The organism is Cellulomonas sp. (genome assembly GCF_036279715.1).
Classification (GTDB): Bacteria; Actinomycetota; Actinomycetes; order Actinomycetales; family Cellulomonadaceae; genus Cellulomonas_A.
The window spans coordinates 43555-60966 of sequence record NZ_DASUIR010000026.1 but is presented as its reverse complement, the minus strand read 5'-3'; the positions used below and the strand labels follow the sequence as shown (position 1 = coordinate 60966).

9 protein-coding genes are annotated in these 17412 nt (G+C 74.5%); all 9 read right to left on the bottom strand.

Annotation, left to right across the window (positions count from 1 at the left end; all coding sequences use genetic code 11):
- Positions 1 to 192: 192 nt before the first annotated feature.
- Positions 193 to 1632: a PQQ-binding-like beta-propeller repeat protein gene (locus VFW79_RS02250; protein WP_329675688.1), complete on the bottom strand. Its 1440-nt coding sequence runs from the start codon at positions 1630 to 1632 to the stop codon at positions 193 to 195.
- 9 nt (positions 1633 to 1641) lie between these two features.
- The gene (locus VFW79_RS02245) at positions 1642 to 2931 is read right to left on the bottom strand and encodes an RDD family protein (protein ID WP_329675687.1); all 1290 of its coding nucleotides are present in this window, start codon (positions 2929 to 2931) and stop codon (positions 1642 to 1644) included.
- On the bottom strand, positions 2928 to 5360 hold the full coding sequence (locus VFW79_RS02240) for a transglutaminase-like domain-containing protein (protein ID WP_329675686.1): 2433 nt from the start codon (positions 5358 to 5360) through the stop codon (positions 2928 to 2930). Before VFW79_RS02240 ends, VFW79_RS02245 begins: the two co-directional genes overlap by 4 nt.
- Positions 5360 to 6508, bottom strand: a complete 1149-nt coding sequence (locus VFW79_RS02235; protein WP_329675685.1) for a DUF58 domain-containing protein — start codon at positions 6506 to 6508, stop codon at positions 5360 to 5362. Before VFW79_RS02235 ends, VFW79_RS02240 begins: the two co-directional genes overlap by 1 nt.
- A 2-nt stretch (positions 6509 to 6510) precedes the next feature.
- A complete protein-coding gene (locus VFW79_RS02230; protein ID WP_329675684.1) occupies positions 6511 to 7467 on the bottom strand; it encodes a MoxR family ATPase in 957 nt (318 codons plus the stop codon).
- 101 nt (positions 7468 to 7568) lie between these two features.
- Positions 7569 to 13721 carry an Ig-like domain-containing protein gene (locus VFW79_RS02225; RefSeq protein ID WP_329675683.1) on the bottom strand — a complete coding sequence of 2051 codons (6153 nt, stop codon included), beginning with the start codon at positions 13719 to 13721 and terminating at the stop codon, positions 7569 to 7571.
- Complete coding sequence (locus VFW79_RS02220; RefSeq protein ID WP_329675682.1) at positions 13718 to 15319, bottom strand: serine/threonine-protein kinase; 1602 nt, start codon at positions 15317 to 15319, stop codon at positions 13718 to 13720. Before VFW79_RS02220 ends, VFW79_RS02225 begins: the two co-directional genes overlap by 4 nt.
- The gene (locus VFW79_RS02215; RefSeq protein WP_329675681.1) at positions 15316 to 16563 is read right to left on the bottom strand and encodes an FHA domain-containing protein; all 1248 of its coding nucleotides are present in this window, start codon (positions 16561 to 16563) and stop codon (positions 15316 to 15318) included. The genes VFW79_RS02220 and VFW79_RS02215 overlap by 4 nt, the downstream gene beginning before the upstream one ends.
- Positions 16560 to 17360, bottom strand: a complete 801-nt coding sequence (locus tag VFW79_RS02210; protein WP_329675680.1) for a PP2C family protein-serine/threonine phosphatase — start codon at positions 17358 to 17360, stop codon at positions 16560 to 16562. Before VFW79_RS02210 ends, VFW79_RS02215 begins: the two co-directional genes overlap by 4 nt.
- Between the last annotated feature and the right edge of the window lie 52 nt (positions 17361 to 17412).

The window sequence follows — 17412 nt, the reverse complement described above, 5'->3', positions numbered from 1 at the left end:
GCGTCAGCCGGCACACCGAACACCGCGACGAGGATCCGGCCTAGAAGGCCTCGCCGCGGCGACGAAGGAGGAGGCGCGTACGCGTGAGCACCTCGACACTGTACCCCGCGGGCCCCGGGGTGCGGCACCCGTGTCTCAGCGAGGACGGTTTCGCCGGAGCCGCCTCGGCACGGACGCCTCAGCACGGGCAGCTCAACCCAGCGCGACGAGGCCACCCGCGGTGCGGACGAGCAGGTGGCCGCCCTGCGCCGACATGCTGCGCACGACGTCGGGCAGCGCGAGGGACCAGTACGGGACACCGTCGTGCAGGCCGAACGCCTCGAGCTGCGCCGAGCCGTCGAGCGTCGTGGCCATCGCGACCACGAGCGCGCCATCGCTGAGCGGACGCCCGACGAGGGACTCGCCCACCTCGCGGCTCCACGCGACCGCCCCGGTGCGCAGATCGAGCACCCCGACCCGCGCACCGCCTGCGAGGACGAGCTGGTGGTCGACCGTGAGCACGGGGTCGAGCGCCGTGTCGGCGCTCCACAGCTGACGACCCGTCGTCGCCTCCTCGCCCACGATCCACCGGCCCTGGTCGATCACCAGCACGTCCGGGGCCGAGCCGTCGTTCGCCAGCTGCTCGGCCGGGAAGCCGGGAACCGCGAACTCGGGGGCACCGGTCGCGTCGTGCAGCATGCCGCCGTGCGCGATCGACCACGTCACGAACTCGTCCCCGACCGCCGACGTGAGCACGTAGTTGAGCGACGGCTGCCAGAAGACCACCGTGCCGGTCGCGGCGTCGAGCACCGCCGACGTCGCACCGGTCAGCAGGACGAGCCGCGGACCGACCTCGACGCGCGCGGTGCCGGCGGTGGTCTCCGCCTCGCCGCTGCGGTGCCGCCACGCGACGTCCCCGGTGACCGCCGCCCGGCGCGCGATCTCCACGAACAGGTCGGCATCCGTCGCCGCGACCACGACGTCGTCGCCCGCGCGTGCGAGGGCGATCGAGGTACCGGTGAAGGTCCACTGACCGAGCACTGCGCCGTCCTGAGCGCCGAGCGCCACGACCTGGTGCGTCACCGTGCGGGTGCCCCGCGGAGCCCCGTTGCCGTCGGTGTAGACGGGCCGCGGGTTGGTGACGACGCACACGACGACCGAACCGACGTCGGCGTCCGAGTGCGGGCACTCCACCCCGCCGCCCTCGGTGCCGGCGAGCGCCACCGGCGCAAGAACTGTCGACCAGCGCGCGGCTCCCGTCGCAGGCTCGAGCGACGTCACGCGCCACAGGTCCTGGCGCGGGCCGACGACGACGAGGGCACCGCCCGCCGCGAGGACGTCGTCCGCCGCGGTCGCGGTCGCCCGCCACAGGACCGACGGCGCGGCGGTGAGCGGGCGGATCATGCCCGCCTCGGCGGCGATCCGGTCGGACCGCGCGGCGTCCCGGCGGTCGATCGCGACGGACGACGCAGCGACGGCGAGCGCGACGAGCACCGCGACCGGCCACCAGCGCCGCAGGGCCGTCCACAGGCCGATCGACTGCCCCTCGGGACTGTTCGACCCGGGTCCTGAGCGTGCACCCGGCGAGGCGCCGGCTCCGTCCTCGGCGAGCTCGACGTCCTGCATCGCACGGGTGGACCACGCTGGCCCCATGCAGCGACTCTAGGCCCGGGAGACCGCCCCCGGGGCGCGAACGACGCGCAGACCGCAGTCGCCGAACGACACCGTCGCACCGGCCGGGAGCCGCACCCGCTGGCCGGGACCGCAGACGACCTGCGCACCGTTCGCGAGCGTGACGAGCGTGCCGTTGGTCGAACCCCGGTCCGCGACCCAGACCCCGGACGAGTCCAGCCCGACCTGCAGGTGCGTCTTGGAGACCGATCGACCCGGGTCGTCGACACGGATCACCTGCGAGTCGTCGTCGCCGCCGGGGTTGCGGCCGACGAGCAGGCTGCGCGTCACCGTCACGACACGGCCGTCGCTCAGCTCGAGGTCGGCCGTCGCGGGGTCGACGCCCGACGGCGCCGGGCGCTCCTCGGGGCGCAGCGGCGCGTAGCGGGTCTGCTCGAGCTCGGGGTCGAGCCCGAAGGTCGCCGGCCGCAGCACGGCGAGCGCGCGCGTGTCCACGTCCGGCGCGACGCCCGGTTCCGCGAGCGGCGGCATCACCAGCGCCGGTCCCCCCGTGCGCCGGTCGGACAGGAGCGCGTCGAGGCGACGCGCGGCGGCGTCGCGGGCGGCCTCGGTGGCGGCGGACGGGTCCGCGCGAGCGTCGCGTCGGAGCGCCTCGCGACGCGGCGCCGTGCGCGCGGGCTCGTCGCGGGGCCACTCGTCGCGTGGCGTCTCGTCGGTGCCGGGCGGCACGGCCCAGGTCGGCACGACGGTCACGGTTGCGGTGGCGGGCCCGGCGACGGTCCCCCGCCGCTGCGCGGCCGAGCTGGGAGCACGGCGGGCCTGCGGCCGCGGCGACGGCAGCGTTCCCGTGCGCAGGTCGACGACCTCGTCACCGGCCGACCGGTCGTGCCACCCGCGGTTGCGGCCGGACCGGTCCCACAGCGGCGAGGCCAGCACGACCAGCTGGCCGACCCCGAGCACGAGCGTGCCGGCGGCGACCACGAGCCCGCGGACGAAGATGCGCCCCATCCCGACGGGCCGACCGGATCTCACGTCGACGGTGCGCAGACCCAGGAGGTACTTGCCGACGGTCCAGCCCCGCTCGCCCTGGGCCCACCACTGGAAGATCGCGAGCGCGCCGAGCATCGCCCAGCCGATCAGGAGCGTCGTCGGGTCGGCAACCGGCTTCTCGGTGCCTGGCGATGCACCGGCAGCCGACGCACGCACGACCGGGAGCAGCGCACCGATCAGCAGGCCGCCGCCGCACGCGACGACCGCGACCTGGTCGACGAGGTAGGCGAGCACGCGCCGCCCCATGGGAGCGGGTGCGGGGTGCGTCATGGGGTCGATCCCTCCTGGTGGTCGCGCTGGTGGCCGCTCTGCGGGTTCGAGGTCGAGGCCGGTCGGGGAGCCGTTGCGGGGGCCGGTCTCGGTGCCTGTCTCGCGGCCGGTCTCGGTGCCGGTCTCTGTGCCGTCCGGTCCGACCGACGCGCGTCGAGCCGGCTCTCGCGCCGCCGATGACGCAGCGAGGCCAGCGAGACCCGGCTCCGGAACCGCCGAGCCCACGGAACCGTGCCACGCATCGCCGCGGCCGTGACCTCGACACGCCGCCAGTAGGCAGCGGCCTGAGCGTCCGACGGCAGTCCCGGACCGAAGACCGTGGCGTCGGCCTCGGTGGCGAGGGTCAGGACGGCCGACGCGGCGCGTGCGCCCGGCACGGCAGCTCCGGCGAACGAGCCCGCGAGCGCTCGCGCGCTCTCGCCGCGCGTCGCGAGGGGCGGCGCGGGGGTGCGCAGGTCGCGCGCCACGTCGAGCAGCTCGTCCCAGCCGCCCACGACCCGCGCCACGACGTCAGCGTCCCGACGGCGTCGCCGCCGACGCCGCGCCTTGAGGGCGACGACGAGGACCAGCGGCCCGGCGAGGACGGCGATCGGCACCGCGGCGGCCCCGGCGACGAGCGCGACCTGCCGCCAGGCCGACCCGCTCGCCACCGGCTTCTTGGAGTCCTGGGCCTGCGGCTGCTCGGTGTCGTCGTTCGGCGCCGCGACGGGCTCCGGCGGTGCGGGCGGCGGCTGGACGACCTGCGGCTGAGGGTCGGCCGCTGTGGTCGTCGAGTCCTGCTGGGGTGTCTGGGTGCGCGGCGGGGTCGGGTCGAAGGGAACCCAGCCGTACCCGCTGAACGCGATCTCGACCCAGGCCTCGACGTCGCCGGCGGTCACCGTGACGACGTCGCCCGTGCGCTGGTCGTCGGTGGGGACGAAGCCGAGCACGACTCGTGCCGGCAGGCCCATCTGGCGCGCCATGAGCGCCATCGCCGACGCGTACTGCTCACCGTCACCGACCATGAGGTCCGACCCGAGCAGCGCCGCCACCCGGTCGGCTCCGTGCCCCGAGACGGAGGGGTAGTCCCCGGACTCGGTGAGCCCATGACTGAAGTAGCCGCCCTCGGCCAGCGCCTTCTGCAGGCTGCGGGCGATCTGCACCGGCGTCCCCGCGTTCCGGGCGACGTCGGCGGCCTTCGCATCGACGGCGTCCGGCACGCCGGACAGGGCCGGCAGGGTCACGGGAGCGGCACCCGCCCCGCCGATCGTCGCGTCGTCGGGCACAGCCGGGACGACGACGTCCAGGGTGTACGTGAGTCCCGGCGTGAGCCCCCGGGTCAGGACCCCGCCGCCGGTCGCGTCGTTGAAGCGCAGGTCGCCTGCGACGGCGTCGTCCGCGAACGTGACAGCGGTCGCCTGACCGACGGTCGGTAGCCACACGCCGGTGAGCCTGTCGACCTCGATCCCGATCCGCGCCCGCGCGCCGCGGACGTCGGTCGGGATGGTCGCTCCCACGCGCCGGAACTCGCCGGACCCCTCTGCCGAGCCGTCACCCGCGACGTTCCACACGACGCCGTCGAACTGGTCCAGTGTGGCGAGCCGCAGCCGTGCACCCGCGGGCAGGCCCGTGACCGTCAGCAGCGTCGTGTCGTCCTCCTTGACGAACTTGCGGAACGCCGACAGCGGGCTCGGGTAGTCGCGCGGGTCGAACGGGGGGACGAGAACGTCACGCACGACGTAGCGGTCGGTCGCGCCCACGACGACGGGTGCACCGAGCACGCCACCCGCGACGGCGACGCCGGCGAGCACGACCAGGGCGACCACCCTGCGCGGACGCAGCATCCGGGCCCGCCAGGCGGCCCACACGAGCAGCACCAGGGTGAGCGAGAGCCCCCCGGCGACGGGGACCACGGTCTGCCGCGTCCCCAGGACGATCGCGCCGACGAGCCCGGCGGCCGGCACGGTGGCCGCGAGGGCCGCGCGCGCCGGGGTGCGGACGCGCAGGGTCGTGGCAGTGGCCGCAGCCGCTCCGACGAGGGCGAGCAGGAACGGGGCCGCGAGCAGCGTCCCCGTCGCACCGAGCGGGGGCTGCAGGGTCAGGACCTGCTTCCAGGAGGTCGCGGCCCCGGTCGCCAGGTCGCCGAGCGTGCCCATCGTCGGGACGAACCCGGCCACCGTCGTCCCGGGAGCGACGAGAGCGCCACCGACAAGGAAGTACGCGACCACGACCACGGCCACGACGCTCAGCGCGGACCAGCGGCGCCACGCACCCAGCGCGGCCGCGCCCGTGCCCAGCACGAGGCCGCCGACGACCGCAGGGGCCAGCGCACGCAGTCCGAACGCAGGCACGAGCGGCGCGAGGGCGCAACCGAGCGCACCCACGAGCACGACGAGGTCGACGCCGGCTCGTACGCCGCTCCGTGGAGCGCCCGGGGCGCCGCGTGCCATCAGCCGACCACCCTGCGCAGCACGCGCGGCAGGTCGTCGAGCTCGCCGACGGTCCCGATGCTGAGCGAGCCCTGCGTGCGGACGCTGATCTCGGCGCCTGGGCAGCAGGTGAGCACGAGGATCCGCGTCCCCACCGGGACGTGCCGGGCGGCCGCGCGCAGGTCGGCGGGCGTCGGCACGGATCCGGTGACGAGCACGGCGACCGACGCCGAGGGCGCCTCGCGAGCGATCCGTCGGCCCAGCCCCGAGACCCCTGTCCCCCCGACCTCGACCGAGACCGCCGAGCAGTCGTCGAGCAGCCGCGGGGGCGACGAGACCCGCAGGCGGCCCGGGCCGGCGAGCACCACGAGGTCGCGCTGCTCACGCAGGGTCTGCACCCCGATCGAGGCGATCGTCGAGACGGCCAGCTCGATCTCGTCGTCGTCCTCGAAGTCGCGGGGGTCGGTCGACAGGGCGAGGACGGTCTGCGTGCGACGTGTGTCCTCGAACTGCTTGACCATGAGCACGCCACGGCGCGCGGTGGTGCGCCAGTGGATGTAGCGGCGGTCGTCACCGGCGACGTAGTCGCGCAGTGCATGGAACGACAGGTCGCTGTCCGACAGGTCACGGGTCGCCTGCCCTTCGAGGTCGCGCAGCACGCCCGCGCTCGACCCCGTCAACGCGACGAGCGCCGGGTGCACGAACAGCTCGACCGGATCGGTCCAGCGCAGCGTGCGGCGCGCGATGCCGAGCGGGTCACCGCGCACCGAGCGCACCGGGCCGACGACGACGACCGCCCGGTGGGACGTCGGGATCGCGAACAGGTCGTCGTGCTCGGCCCCGCCCGCGAGCGACGGCAGAGCGAGGTCAGCTCCGCCCGCGCCCACGGGCAGCTCGATGCGCGCCGGCAGCGACCGTCGACGCGACGCGTTGCGCACGGTCAGGCGACCCACCGCGCGCTCCCCGACCCGCACCCGGCGATCAGCCAGGTCGAGCTCCACCTCGTACCGCTCGCGACCGACGGTCATGAGCAGCGCGAGCACAAGCACCACCGTGAGCGCCGCCCCCGCGGCCGCGAGCTCGAGCCAGCCGAGGGCGCGACCGAGCGCGACGCCTCCCAGGGCAGCGCCGAGCGCACCCCAGCCGATCGGGGACAGGCGGGGAGCCACCGTCAGGCCACCCGCTGCGCCGGCGGACGGACGGCGGCGGCGATCCGCTCGACGACGTGCACGGCCGTGACACCGGCGAACTCGGCCTCGGTGTCGAGCACCAGCCGGTGCGCGAGCACGGGGACGGCAAGGCCCTTGACGTCGTCGGGCAGCACGAAGGCCCTGCCCTGCGAGGCCGCCCAGACCTTCGCGCACCGCACGAGCGCGAGGCCGCCGCGCATGCTCGCACCGAGCGCCGTCTGGGAGTCCTCGCGAGTCGCCTCGGTGAGCCGCGCGACGTAGTCGAGCACCGACGGGTCGATGTGCACGGACATGGCCAGGTCCGCCATCTCGCCGACGGCCTTCGTCGTGATCTTCGGCAGCAGGCCCGTCGTGCGGTCCTTGGCACCCGCCAGGATCTCGACCGTCGAGGCGCGGTCCGGGTAGCCGAGCGAGGTCTTCATGAGGAACCGGTCGAGCTGGGCCTCGGGCAACCGATAGGTGCCCGCCTGCTCGATGGGGTTCTGCGTCGCGATGACCATGAACGGACGACCCACCGGGTGCGTGACCCCGTCGACGGTGATCTGCCCCTCCTCCATGACCTCGAGCAGGGCCGACTGCGTCTTGGGCGAGGCACGGTTGATCTCGTCGGCGAGCAGCACCGACGTGAACACCGGGCCCGGGTGGAAGTCGAACTTGCCCGTGCCCTGGTCGTAGATCGTCACTCCTGTCACGTCGCTCGGCAGGAGGTCAGGCGTGAACTGGATGCGCTGGTGGGAGCCCTGCACGGTCGCCGCGATCGCCTTCGCGAGCGAGGTCTTCCCCGTGCCGGGCGCGTCCTCCAGCAGGAGGTGCCCCTCGGCGAGCATCGCGGTCACGGCCAGCCGGACCGTGTGCTCGGTGCCCAGGACCGCGCGGCACACGTTGGCCACGAGCGTGTCGAAGGTCTCGGCGAACCACGTCGTCTGGTCAGGGGTCATCGGGGTGCTCTCTCCTGGGGATTCCGGTCGCGCTCGGTGCGCGGTCGGGACGAGGTCGTGCCGGGTCGCGGCTGGTCGGGCCGCGCCGGGCAGGTCGAGGGTCATGGCGCCGGCACCAGCATCGTCGCGGTCGCGGTGGGCCCTGTGCCGACGGCGTCGGACGCCCGGACCTCGACGGCCACCTGGGTGCCCCCCGTGGGGACCGGGGCGAGCGCCATCCAGGCCGACGTGCCGGAGCACGTCACGACGGAGGTGGCGGGCGAGGGGCATGTGGTCCAACCGGTCCAGCCGTTCGGGTCCTGGAACCGGACCTCGTAGCTCACAGCCAGGCCACCGTTCTCGCTCGGGGACAGCTCGTCCCACGTGGCGGTCACGCGGTTCGACCCCGCTGGTGAGGTCAGGGTGAGGTTGGCCACGAGTCCCGGTTCACGGGCACGCGAGAAGTTCCGGCTCGTCTGTGCGACGGGGCCCTGCGCGTCACCGTTCGACGTGACCACCTCGATGCGCACCTCGGTCGTGCCCGACCCGACAGCGGCGAACCAGCCGCCGTTCAGGTCGCTCGTCGCGGACGTGTCCGACGTCGACTTCCAGTCCGTGAGGTAGCCCTGACCCTCGACGTAGAACCGGTACTGGTACAGCGTCGCCGGTCCCCCGCCCCAGTCGGTCGGCGCGGCCCACGACGCCGAGATGGACTTCGGGCGGTTCTGCGCGTCCAGCACCGGGTCGGCGAGCGTGACGCCGATCGCGGCCCCCGGCGCGGTCGTCACGGTGGCCGACGCGGACGGGCTCCACACTCCGCTGCAGCCCGCCACGTTGCACGCCTGCACGGCGAACGCGTAGGTCGTGCCGCCGGTCAGGCCGGTGATCGTCGTCGTCGTCGGGTCGCTCGGGACGTCGACCTGCGCGCCCCCGACGGTCTGCACGAGGTAGTGGGTCACGGGCGACCCGCCGTCGTTGGCGGGCGCCACCCAGGCGACCCGGACGGAGCCCTGACCGGGGTCTGGGGTCGCGGTCGGTGCGCCGACGGCGCCCGGGACGCCGAACGTCGAGCTCACTGCTGTCCCGGCGGCGCCCGTCCCCGCCTTGTTCGTCGCCCGGACCGCGAACGTGTAGGCGACACCGTTCGCCGCCCCGCGGAACGCGTACGACGTCGCCGCGGGGTCGGTGAGGACGGCCGTGCCGGCGCCCGGTCCGCCCGAGATCACGAGCCCGTACGTGAGGCCGTCGTCGCCGTTGCCGGACGGCACGGTCCACGAGACCGTCAGCTGACCGCCGAGCGGGTCCTCCACGCGCTGCGCGCTGACCACCGGAGCTCCGGGGACGCCCGCGGGGCGCATCGCAGCCGACGACGCACTCCAGGGGCCCGCCGTCGTCAACCGGTTGTACGCGCGCACCCGCACGGTGTACGCGGTGCCGTTGTCGAGAGCGCCGAACGTCGCGCTGGTGCTGGAGGTCGAGATGGTCGCCGGGCCGGTGCGCGGCGCCGGCGTGATCTCGACGTCGTAGCGCTGCACGGCCGAGCCCGCGCTGGCCGGGGTCGACCACGCGGCGGTGATCGCCTGGTCACCGAACGTCAACGACGGCGCGTCGGGTGCGTCGGGGACGGCGTCGGGCCGGGCGGGCGCGGACGCGGGGCTCGGGTCGGACCAGTCGACCGCGTTCTGCGCGGCCACCGTGAACGTGTACTCGGTGTCGTTGGTGAGGTTGTCGATGGTGCAGGTCGTGCTCGCGCAGGCCCGCACAATCTGGCCCGCGGCCGAGATGGCCGTCACCCGGTAGCCGGTGATGGGCTCGCCGCGGTTGTCGGGCGCATCCCACGCGAGCACCACGGTGCTGTCGCGTGACTCGACCACGCGCGGGGCCTTCGGGGTGTCGGGCCGCCCGCGCACCACGACCGTGACCCGCCCCTCGACCTCGCGGGCGGGGTCCCCGGTCGCGTCCGCCACCCGGAAGCGCGTCACCATCTGCCCGACGAACGCGGCGTCAGGGCGCACCGTCACGGTGGTCGACGTCGACGTCGCGACTCCCGCGCCAGGGGTCTCGACGGTCGCGCTCACCACCGTCAGCGGCGAGTCGGGGAACGGGTTGAACGCACCAGCGAGCACGTCGACGACGACGTCACGCCCCTGCACGCCGTCGGGCACCGCGCGATCGACGACGCGCGCCGTGGGGCGCGTGCTTGCGATGACGTGCAGGTCCACCTCGGCATCCATCGAGCCGGCGAGACCGTAGCCGAGCGTGAGCTGGAGGGTCCCGACGGTGCCCTTGGCGGTCGTGCGTGCGGCGCTGACCACGAGCACGCTGCCCGTGAGCGTCGCCGTGAACCCGGCCGGGACCGCCGACGTGAGCCGGTAGCTGTAGTACTCCGTGCTCGCGGTGGCGCCCTGCGGCCCCGTGGTGAACGCATGCAGGTCGACTGTGACGGCGGCCTCTCCCGGCGCGAGGTCGACGATCGCGGGGCCGAACGTCGGCGGGTGGTCGTCGACCGCGTAGACGGTGATCGGCAGGGTGAGCAGCGACGTCCGTCCCGTCGTGTCGCCGCTCCCCGTCCGGTCCGTGACGGGCACCGTGATCGAGGCCGGGCCGGCGTACCCGGGCGCGGACGTGAACGTGAGTGTCGACGCGTCCCGCACGAGCGCTGAGCCGTCGGCCTTCGTCGCCGTGACGGCGGTCGGGTCGGCGACGGTTGCGGTGCGACCGGGCGCGACCTGGACCTGCTCGTCGAGCCGGATCAGCAGCGGCTGACCTGACGCGACGCGCAGCTCGGGTGCCTTGGGACGTTTGGTCGGCGGGAAGAAGCCGAGCGCAGGCACGCTGATGAACGCGTACGTGCTGACGCCGTTCGCGCGCGGTTCGGTGTTGGTGAGCAGGTACGGCACGGTCTGGGCGTGGTCGACGAGCGTCACGACGACCCGACCCGTCGCGGTCACGGTCGCCACGTCGGCCGCGAACGACGGCACCGACACCGCGAGGTCGCTGAGCGGGCCGCTCGGGTTCTGTGCGACGGCGAGCACGTCGACCTCGACGCTCTGCCGACCCAGCGTGTCGATCGGCGGCACGACGACGTCCCTCGCGACCGGCGCCAGGACCTTCGCGTCGTCCGCCACCGTCACCGTGAGGATCCCGGTGTCCCGTCCCCCGCGTTCGTTCGTCACGGTGTAGGCGATCTGCAGGACACCCGGAGCCGCCGGGGCCTGCACGATGATCCGCCGGCCGTCGACATGGGCGTCGGTGCCGGCCGCCATCTCGAGCGCGTCCGCCAGGGTGAGCGCGCCGCCGCTCGAGTCCACGTCGTTCGCGAGCACGCGGACCTCGACCAGCTGCCCGGGCCGGACCGTCACGTCGTCGTTGCGCGCGACGACCTGCGCGACGGCCGTCGGCTGCGGGCTGATGCCGACCCGGACGGTCGCGACCGCCCGCTGACCGACCCAGTCCTCGACCGCGTACGTGAACGTGTCGGTGCCCGTCTCGCCGGGCAGCGCCTGGTACTCGAGGTAGTCGGCGCCCACGTCGACGATCCGACCCTTCTTCGGCGCGGCGGCGGCGCCGAGCAGCGTGATGCCGTCGCCGTCGTCGTCGATGCCGACGACGGGCACGGGGATCCGGATGGTGTCGCCCTCGAACGCGCGCGCCGTGAGGTCGTGCGGGCGCGGCGGGGCCTTGGTCGCCGCGTCCGACGTGTGCACGCGCACCGTCACGGTGGCCGCGGTGGCGTTGCCCGCCGAGTCGCGGACGTTGAACGTCGCATGCGCGGTGAGCGTCGTCGCCGGCGCCTGGTACCGCAGGACGTCGCCCGACACGAAGAGCAGGCCCTCGCCCGGGCCGAGCGGCTCGGCGAGCTGCGGGTCGAGCGTGAGGTGGTCGCCTTCGGGGTCGTACGCGGTGTCGAGCACGGGGATCGTGACGACCCCGCCGGTGCGGACGCTGACCTCGACGTTCGCCACGACCGGCGGCTGCTGCGTGGCCGACGGCGGCACCGGGTAGACGGCGATCTCCCCCACCGTCTCCGCCGTGCCGTTCGAGACGACGTACCGGACGGTGACGGGGCCCGTCAGCGTGCGGACCGACGTGATCTGGACGAGCTGGTGCCCCAGCACCGCGAGCCGCAGGCCAGCGTCGGCCGGTGCCTCGACGGACTGCAGGACGAGCACGCCGCCCGCCAGGTCGACGTCGTTGGCCAGGGGGTCGATCGTGACCTCGCCGCCCGCCGGCAGGTAGGCGCGGTCGCGCACAGCCACCGGCGCCTGGACCTCCGCGGGCCACTCGCGGACGTCGATCCGAGCGAGCCCGCTCGCCTGCTGGGGCGGCGCCGCGACGGTGAACGGCACGTAGTAGGTGCCCGGGCGGCTTGCGCTGAACGTGAACGTGCCCGTCGTGAGGTCGGGGGTGATCGTCGTGCCCGCGACCTCGTCGACCCCGGCGAGCCGGACCGGCTCGTCCGACGAGCTGCGCACCGCCAGGAGCGGCTGCACGAGCACCGACAGGCCGACGTAGGTCACGGCATGCACCGGGTCGATGCGGGGCGCGAGCGAGCCGACGGCCCGCACGTCGACCTCGATCACGCCCTCGGTGGTCTGCGTGCCGTCCGAGACGACGAGGTGCACCGTGGTCCGGCCCAGAGCGCCGTCGTCCGCGAGGTACGTCACCGTGCCGTCCTGCCGGAACCGGACCGTCCCCGTCTCGGCGCTCGCCCCGACGAGCACGAGGTCGTCACCGTCGGGATCGACGAAGTCGGCCAGCGCGCTGTACTCGGCCCGGCCACCGAGCTCGACCTTCAGCGAACCGGTCCGGACCTGCACGGGTGCGGCGTTCGACGCCGGGTCGTGAACCGTCAGCTGCACACGCGCGGTCGACGGCGCACTGGTGCCTCGACCGTCGGAGATCGTGTACACGAAGCTCGCGGTGCCCGTGGCGCCGTCCGCCACGGTGAGCTGGAGGGCACGCCCGCCGTAGATCGACTCCAGGTGACCGAACTGCGCGGGCACCTGGTCGAACTCGGAGATGGCGAGGATGCCGCAGTCGGACGACGAGTCGTTGTCGATGACCGGCAGGATCGTCGTGCGCCCGCGGCGGACCCCGAACGCGTCGTCGGTCGCAGTCGGGCTGGCCGCCTGGCTGCTGCACTCCGTGACGAGGTCCTGCGTCGTCGTCGAGCCGCTCGCATCGTTCGGCTGGTCGGTGGGCTGCGGGTCCGGGACGAAGTCCGACCAGTTGGGCTTGCGGAGCGCCGAGTCCTGCTGCGGCATCCACATCCGGCCGCGCAGCGTGTCGTTGAGCACGACGACGTGCCGGTTCACCCGGAACGTCAGCGCGTCAGCCGTCGTCATGCCCTCGAGGTCGAGGACCTGGGGCGCCGCGCCGTCGCACACCCGCAGGTAGCTGCCTGTGCCGGTGGCCCACGCCGCGTGGACGCAGCCGTCGAGCGCGACCGGGGCCGCCGGCTTCCCCGCGCCCGCCATCCTGTGCACGACGACCGGACCGCCGTCGAGCGGGACCTCGAGCAGTGCCGTCGTGCTCGCCACGACCACGCGGTCGGCGCGCGGACCGGGCTGCTGCAGCACGAGGTCCGCGCCGTCGAGCTCGACGCTCCCGCGCAGCGTCCGCAGCGTGCTGCCCACCAGACCGACAGGCTCGTCGCCGACGGTCGTGAGCTGGTCGACGCCCGCACCGAGCGTCCCGAGCTTCTCCAGGCGAGGCCGCCCGTCCACGAGGTCCACCCGAGTGGCGTCGCCGCTGCCACCCGCGACGCCGACGGCGACGCCGCTCCGGCTGACCGCGACCGTGCCGCCGTCACCCAGGGCGAGCTCGGGCACGTCGGACCCCGTCCGCAGGGCACCGAGGTCGCCGACCGTGCGGACCCAGGCCGACCCGTCAGGGCCGAGGACCGCGACGGTGCCCGCCCCCATGCGCGTCACCGCGCCCGTCGGAACCGTCGCCCGCGTCGTCAGCGTCACGCTCGCCGGGTCGACGACCGAGACCGTGCCTGGCTCCACGAGCAGCACCTCACCCGCGTCCTGGAGCACGTCGAAGGTCGTGCCCGCAGCGACGAGGCCGGCGTTGAGCTCCTCGACCTGCGCGTTGAAGCGACCCAGCTGGAGCGAGCTCGTGGCCGTGAGCCACACCCCGCCGTCGTTGAGGTCGACGCGCGCGAGCGGGAAGCCCGGGTTGACGAGCGCGAGCACGGCGACGACTGCCGGCACCGTCACGACGGCAGCCGCGGACGCCGAGCGACGGCGGAACGTGGAGAGGTTCACCCGACGCAGACCTCCGCAGGCCGCGCCGACACGCTGCGGTCGGCGCGCACGATGGACACCTCGATGCACACCTGCCCGCCGGCGCCTCCAGGCACCGTCACGGTCGGCTCGGTGAGGAGGGCGAGGGTCGGCTCGCCGGTCGCGGACCGGACGCCCCAGAGGTAGTGGTCGCCGGCGGCAGGCTCGGGGTTCACCCAGGTGAAGCTGACCGACCCGTCGGCCTGCCGCACGCCCGTGAGCCCCGTCGGCGCCGGCACGACGGCGACCACGCCACCCACGTCCTGCGCACCGAACCCGGAGGTCGCCGCGCCGGTCGGCAACCCCTCCGGCGCGCCGCGCAGGTTCGCCACCAGCGCGACGACGGTCACCGTCAGGACGAGCGCGGACGCGACGACGGCGACCACCCGGCGGCTGCGCGAGCTGATCGACGGCGATCTGGTCTCCCGGGCGTGCGCACCCCCCGCCGTCCCGGCCCGCACCTCCGGCGCCGCTCGGCTCGCGCCGGGCGCGGGCACCTCCCCCGGTCCGGGGTCGACGGTCACGATCGGACGCAGCCGCGGGCCCTCGTCGCGCGTGAGGTCGCGCCGTTCGGGCGGGTCGACCGGCTCGCGCGGGTCGATGCTGACGACCGGGCGCAGGCGCGTCGCGTCGTCGTCGACCGCTGCGCCCGTGCCGGACCCGACCGACCCGAACGCGCGCCAGCCGTGGGACGCCCCCGTCTGGGCGTCGTCGTTCAGGTCCAGAGGCGTCACCGGGAGCCCCAGCTCGGCCTCGACCTGCTGGAGCGCGCGCGCGAACCCGGCCGCGTTCGGGTACCGGCGGTCCGGCGCCTTCTCCATGGCGCACGCGAGGGCCGCGTGGAGCGAGGGCGGCACGTCGCCGCGCCCGGTCACGGGCAGCGGCTCACGCTCGATCCGCCCGACGAGGTCGGCGGCACCGTTGCGCGCGCCCGGCACCTCGAACGGCGTGCGCCCCGCAAGCAACGAGTAGACGGTGGCCGCAAGGGAGTACACGTCCGATCGCGCGTCGCCGGTCGGGTGCGGAGCGAGCAGCTCGGGCGGCGACCACGGGATCGACATCCCGACCGCGGCGCCCTCGCCCGAGCCGGGCGTCGTCGCGATCCCGAAGTCCGTCAGCGCGGGCCAGCCGAAGTCCGTCGTCAGGACGTTCGCGGGCTTGATGTCGCGGTGCAGGACGCCCGCACGGTGGGCGGTCTCGACCGCCGAGCCCAGGCGGACGCCGATGCGCAGCGCCTCCTCGACCGAGATGCGCTCGCGACGGTACCGCTCGGCCAGGCCGGCTCCCGAGCAGTACTCCATGACGATGTACGGGCGGCCGTCGTCCGCGATCTCGGCCTGGTGGATCGTGACGATCGACGGGTGGTGCGAGAGGCGCGCCATGACGTTCGCCTCGGTCTGGAACCGGGTCCGCGCATCGCCGTGCAACGAGCCGGCGAGCAGCACCTTGACGGCGACGGCGCGTCGCGGCATGTCCTGCTCGTACAGGAAGACGTCAGCGAACCCGCCGAGCCCGAGCACCCGGACGAACCGGTGCCCGGCGATCCGGGGTGGCGCCGATGCCTCACGTCGTGCTGTCACGCACCCCGCTCCACCGTGAAGGTCACGCCGTCGCCGAGGTCGACGACCTCGCCGTGCTCGATGACTGTCGCCTCACCCGGCGCCAGCTGGCGCGCGCTGTCACCCGGTCGCGTCACGAGGGTGCCGTTGGTCGAGTGCAGGTCGGTGACGAGCACGGCGTCCCCGTCCGCGCGCACCTCGGCGTGCGTCCGTGAGATGTCTTGCTGCGGGCTCGGCAGCGTGACAAGGCGCGGGAGGTCGCGGTTGGTCACGCGCGACACCTGGGGCGCGCGGCCGAGCAGGACGGAGCGGTCGACGGAGACGACCTGGCCGGTCGACAGGACGAGCTTCGCGGGGGGTGCGAGCTGCGGCGCGGTGACGCGGAACGGTCCCGGGACCTCGTCGCCCGCCCACGACGGCAGCTGGTGGCGGATCGTCTGGAGGTCGCTCGAGAGGATGGTCATGCCGTCGTGGTCGTCCGGGATCACCGTGTCCTCGACCGGGCCGAGCGAGCCGGAGTCGAGCGCGGGCTCGGTCTGGGCGACGACCTCGTCGCTCCTCGAGAGGTTCCATGCGGCGTCGAGCTCGCGGCGCAACGACTCGGCCGGGTCGACCGCGGCGGGGACGTGGTCGATGAGGTCGCGCGCGGCGGGCACCGGGAGAGCGGTCGGGAGACTCTCGGTGTCGAGGACGGCGAGCGCGTCGTCCGGTGCCTCGTCGCCCGCCTCGACCGGCGCCTCATCGGGCGCGTCGTCGATCTCGTCGTCGACACCGTCGTCCACCACGCCGGGCTCCGCGACCGGCACCATGACGGCATCCGCCTCGCGCGCGCCGAGCGGAACCCGCACGACGGACGCGCGCACGACGCCGCTGACCACGGGCAGGGCGAGGTCGGACGTCCACGGCGTGCCGACCACGCGGATCGTGACCTCATCGGCCCCCTCGGCGACGCGCTCGGACCAGGTCGTGACCTCACCTGCGCTCAGCACCCGCGTGCCGTCGGTACCGCTGACCTCGATCTCGACACCGCCGCGGAGCGCGGCGTGCACGCGTCCGCCCGCCAGGTCCACGAGCGCGAAGGGCTGCAGTCGCGCGATCCCGCCCGTGAGGAGCGCCTCGAGCTGGTCGGCGAGACCGCCCTGCGCGGGAACGGCCGCCCACACGGCCCGAACCACGTCGGACGACGTCGACGGCGCGAGGAGGGCGACGACGCCGCCAGCGACCACCGCGTGCCAGTCCCCCGGCATGTACTCGGGCACGATCACAGCTCGACCTCCGTCGTCGTCGCCCGCGGCACGGTCGCGCCGTCGAGCATCTCGTCCCAGTTCCGGGGGGTGGTGCCCGCGGCCGACTGCTCCGCCGGGCGCGGCACGGTCGTGTACGCGTCGGACGCACCGGCGCTCGTCGTCGCGACGTCCACGACCACGGTGCTCACGTTGTCCCGACCGCCCGCCTCGATCGCGCGCTGCACGAGCGTCTGCGCCGCATCCTGGGGGTCGCTGCACCGGCCCAGCACCTCGGCGATGACGTCGTCGGTCACCTCGCGGGTCAGACCGTCGGAGCACACCAGGATGCGGTCGTGCGGACCGGCCGGGATGAGCCAGTAGTCCGGTTCGAGCGTCGAGCCGGTCGCGATCGCGCGCGTGAGGACGTGGCGCTCGGGGTGCGTGCCGGCGAGCTCGGGCGCGAGGTCCCCGTGGTCGACGAGCTCCTGGACGACCGAGTGGTCGACGCTGATCTGCGTGAGCGTGCCCGACACCCAGCGGTACACGCGGGAGTCGCCGACGTTGAACACCAGCCAGTAGGACCCGTCCGCGTCCTCCGCGACCGCGACTCCTGCGACCGTCGTGCCGCCCGCCCGGCCCTCGAACGACTCATGGACCCGCGCGGCGGTGCGCTCGAAGCACGCATGCACGTCGTCAGCGGACGCGGAGGTCCGGCCGGCGAGCTGCGCGAACTCCTCGACGGCGAGGCGGCTCGCGACGTCGCCCGCGTCGTGACCGCCCATGCCGTCAGCGACGAGGAACACCGGGGGGTACGCGAGGAGGGCGTCCTCGTTCACGGCGCGGACGAGGCCTCGGTCCGTGGCCGACCCCCACGACGTCCGCACAGCC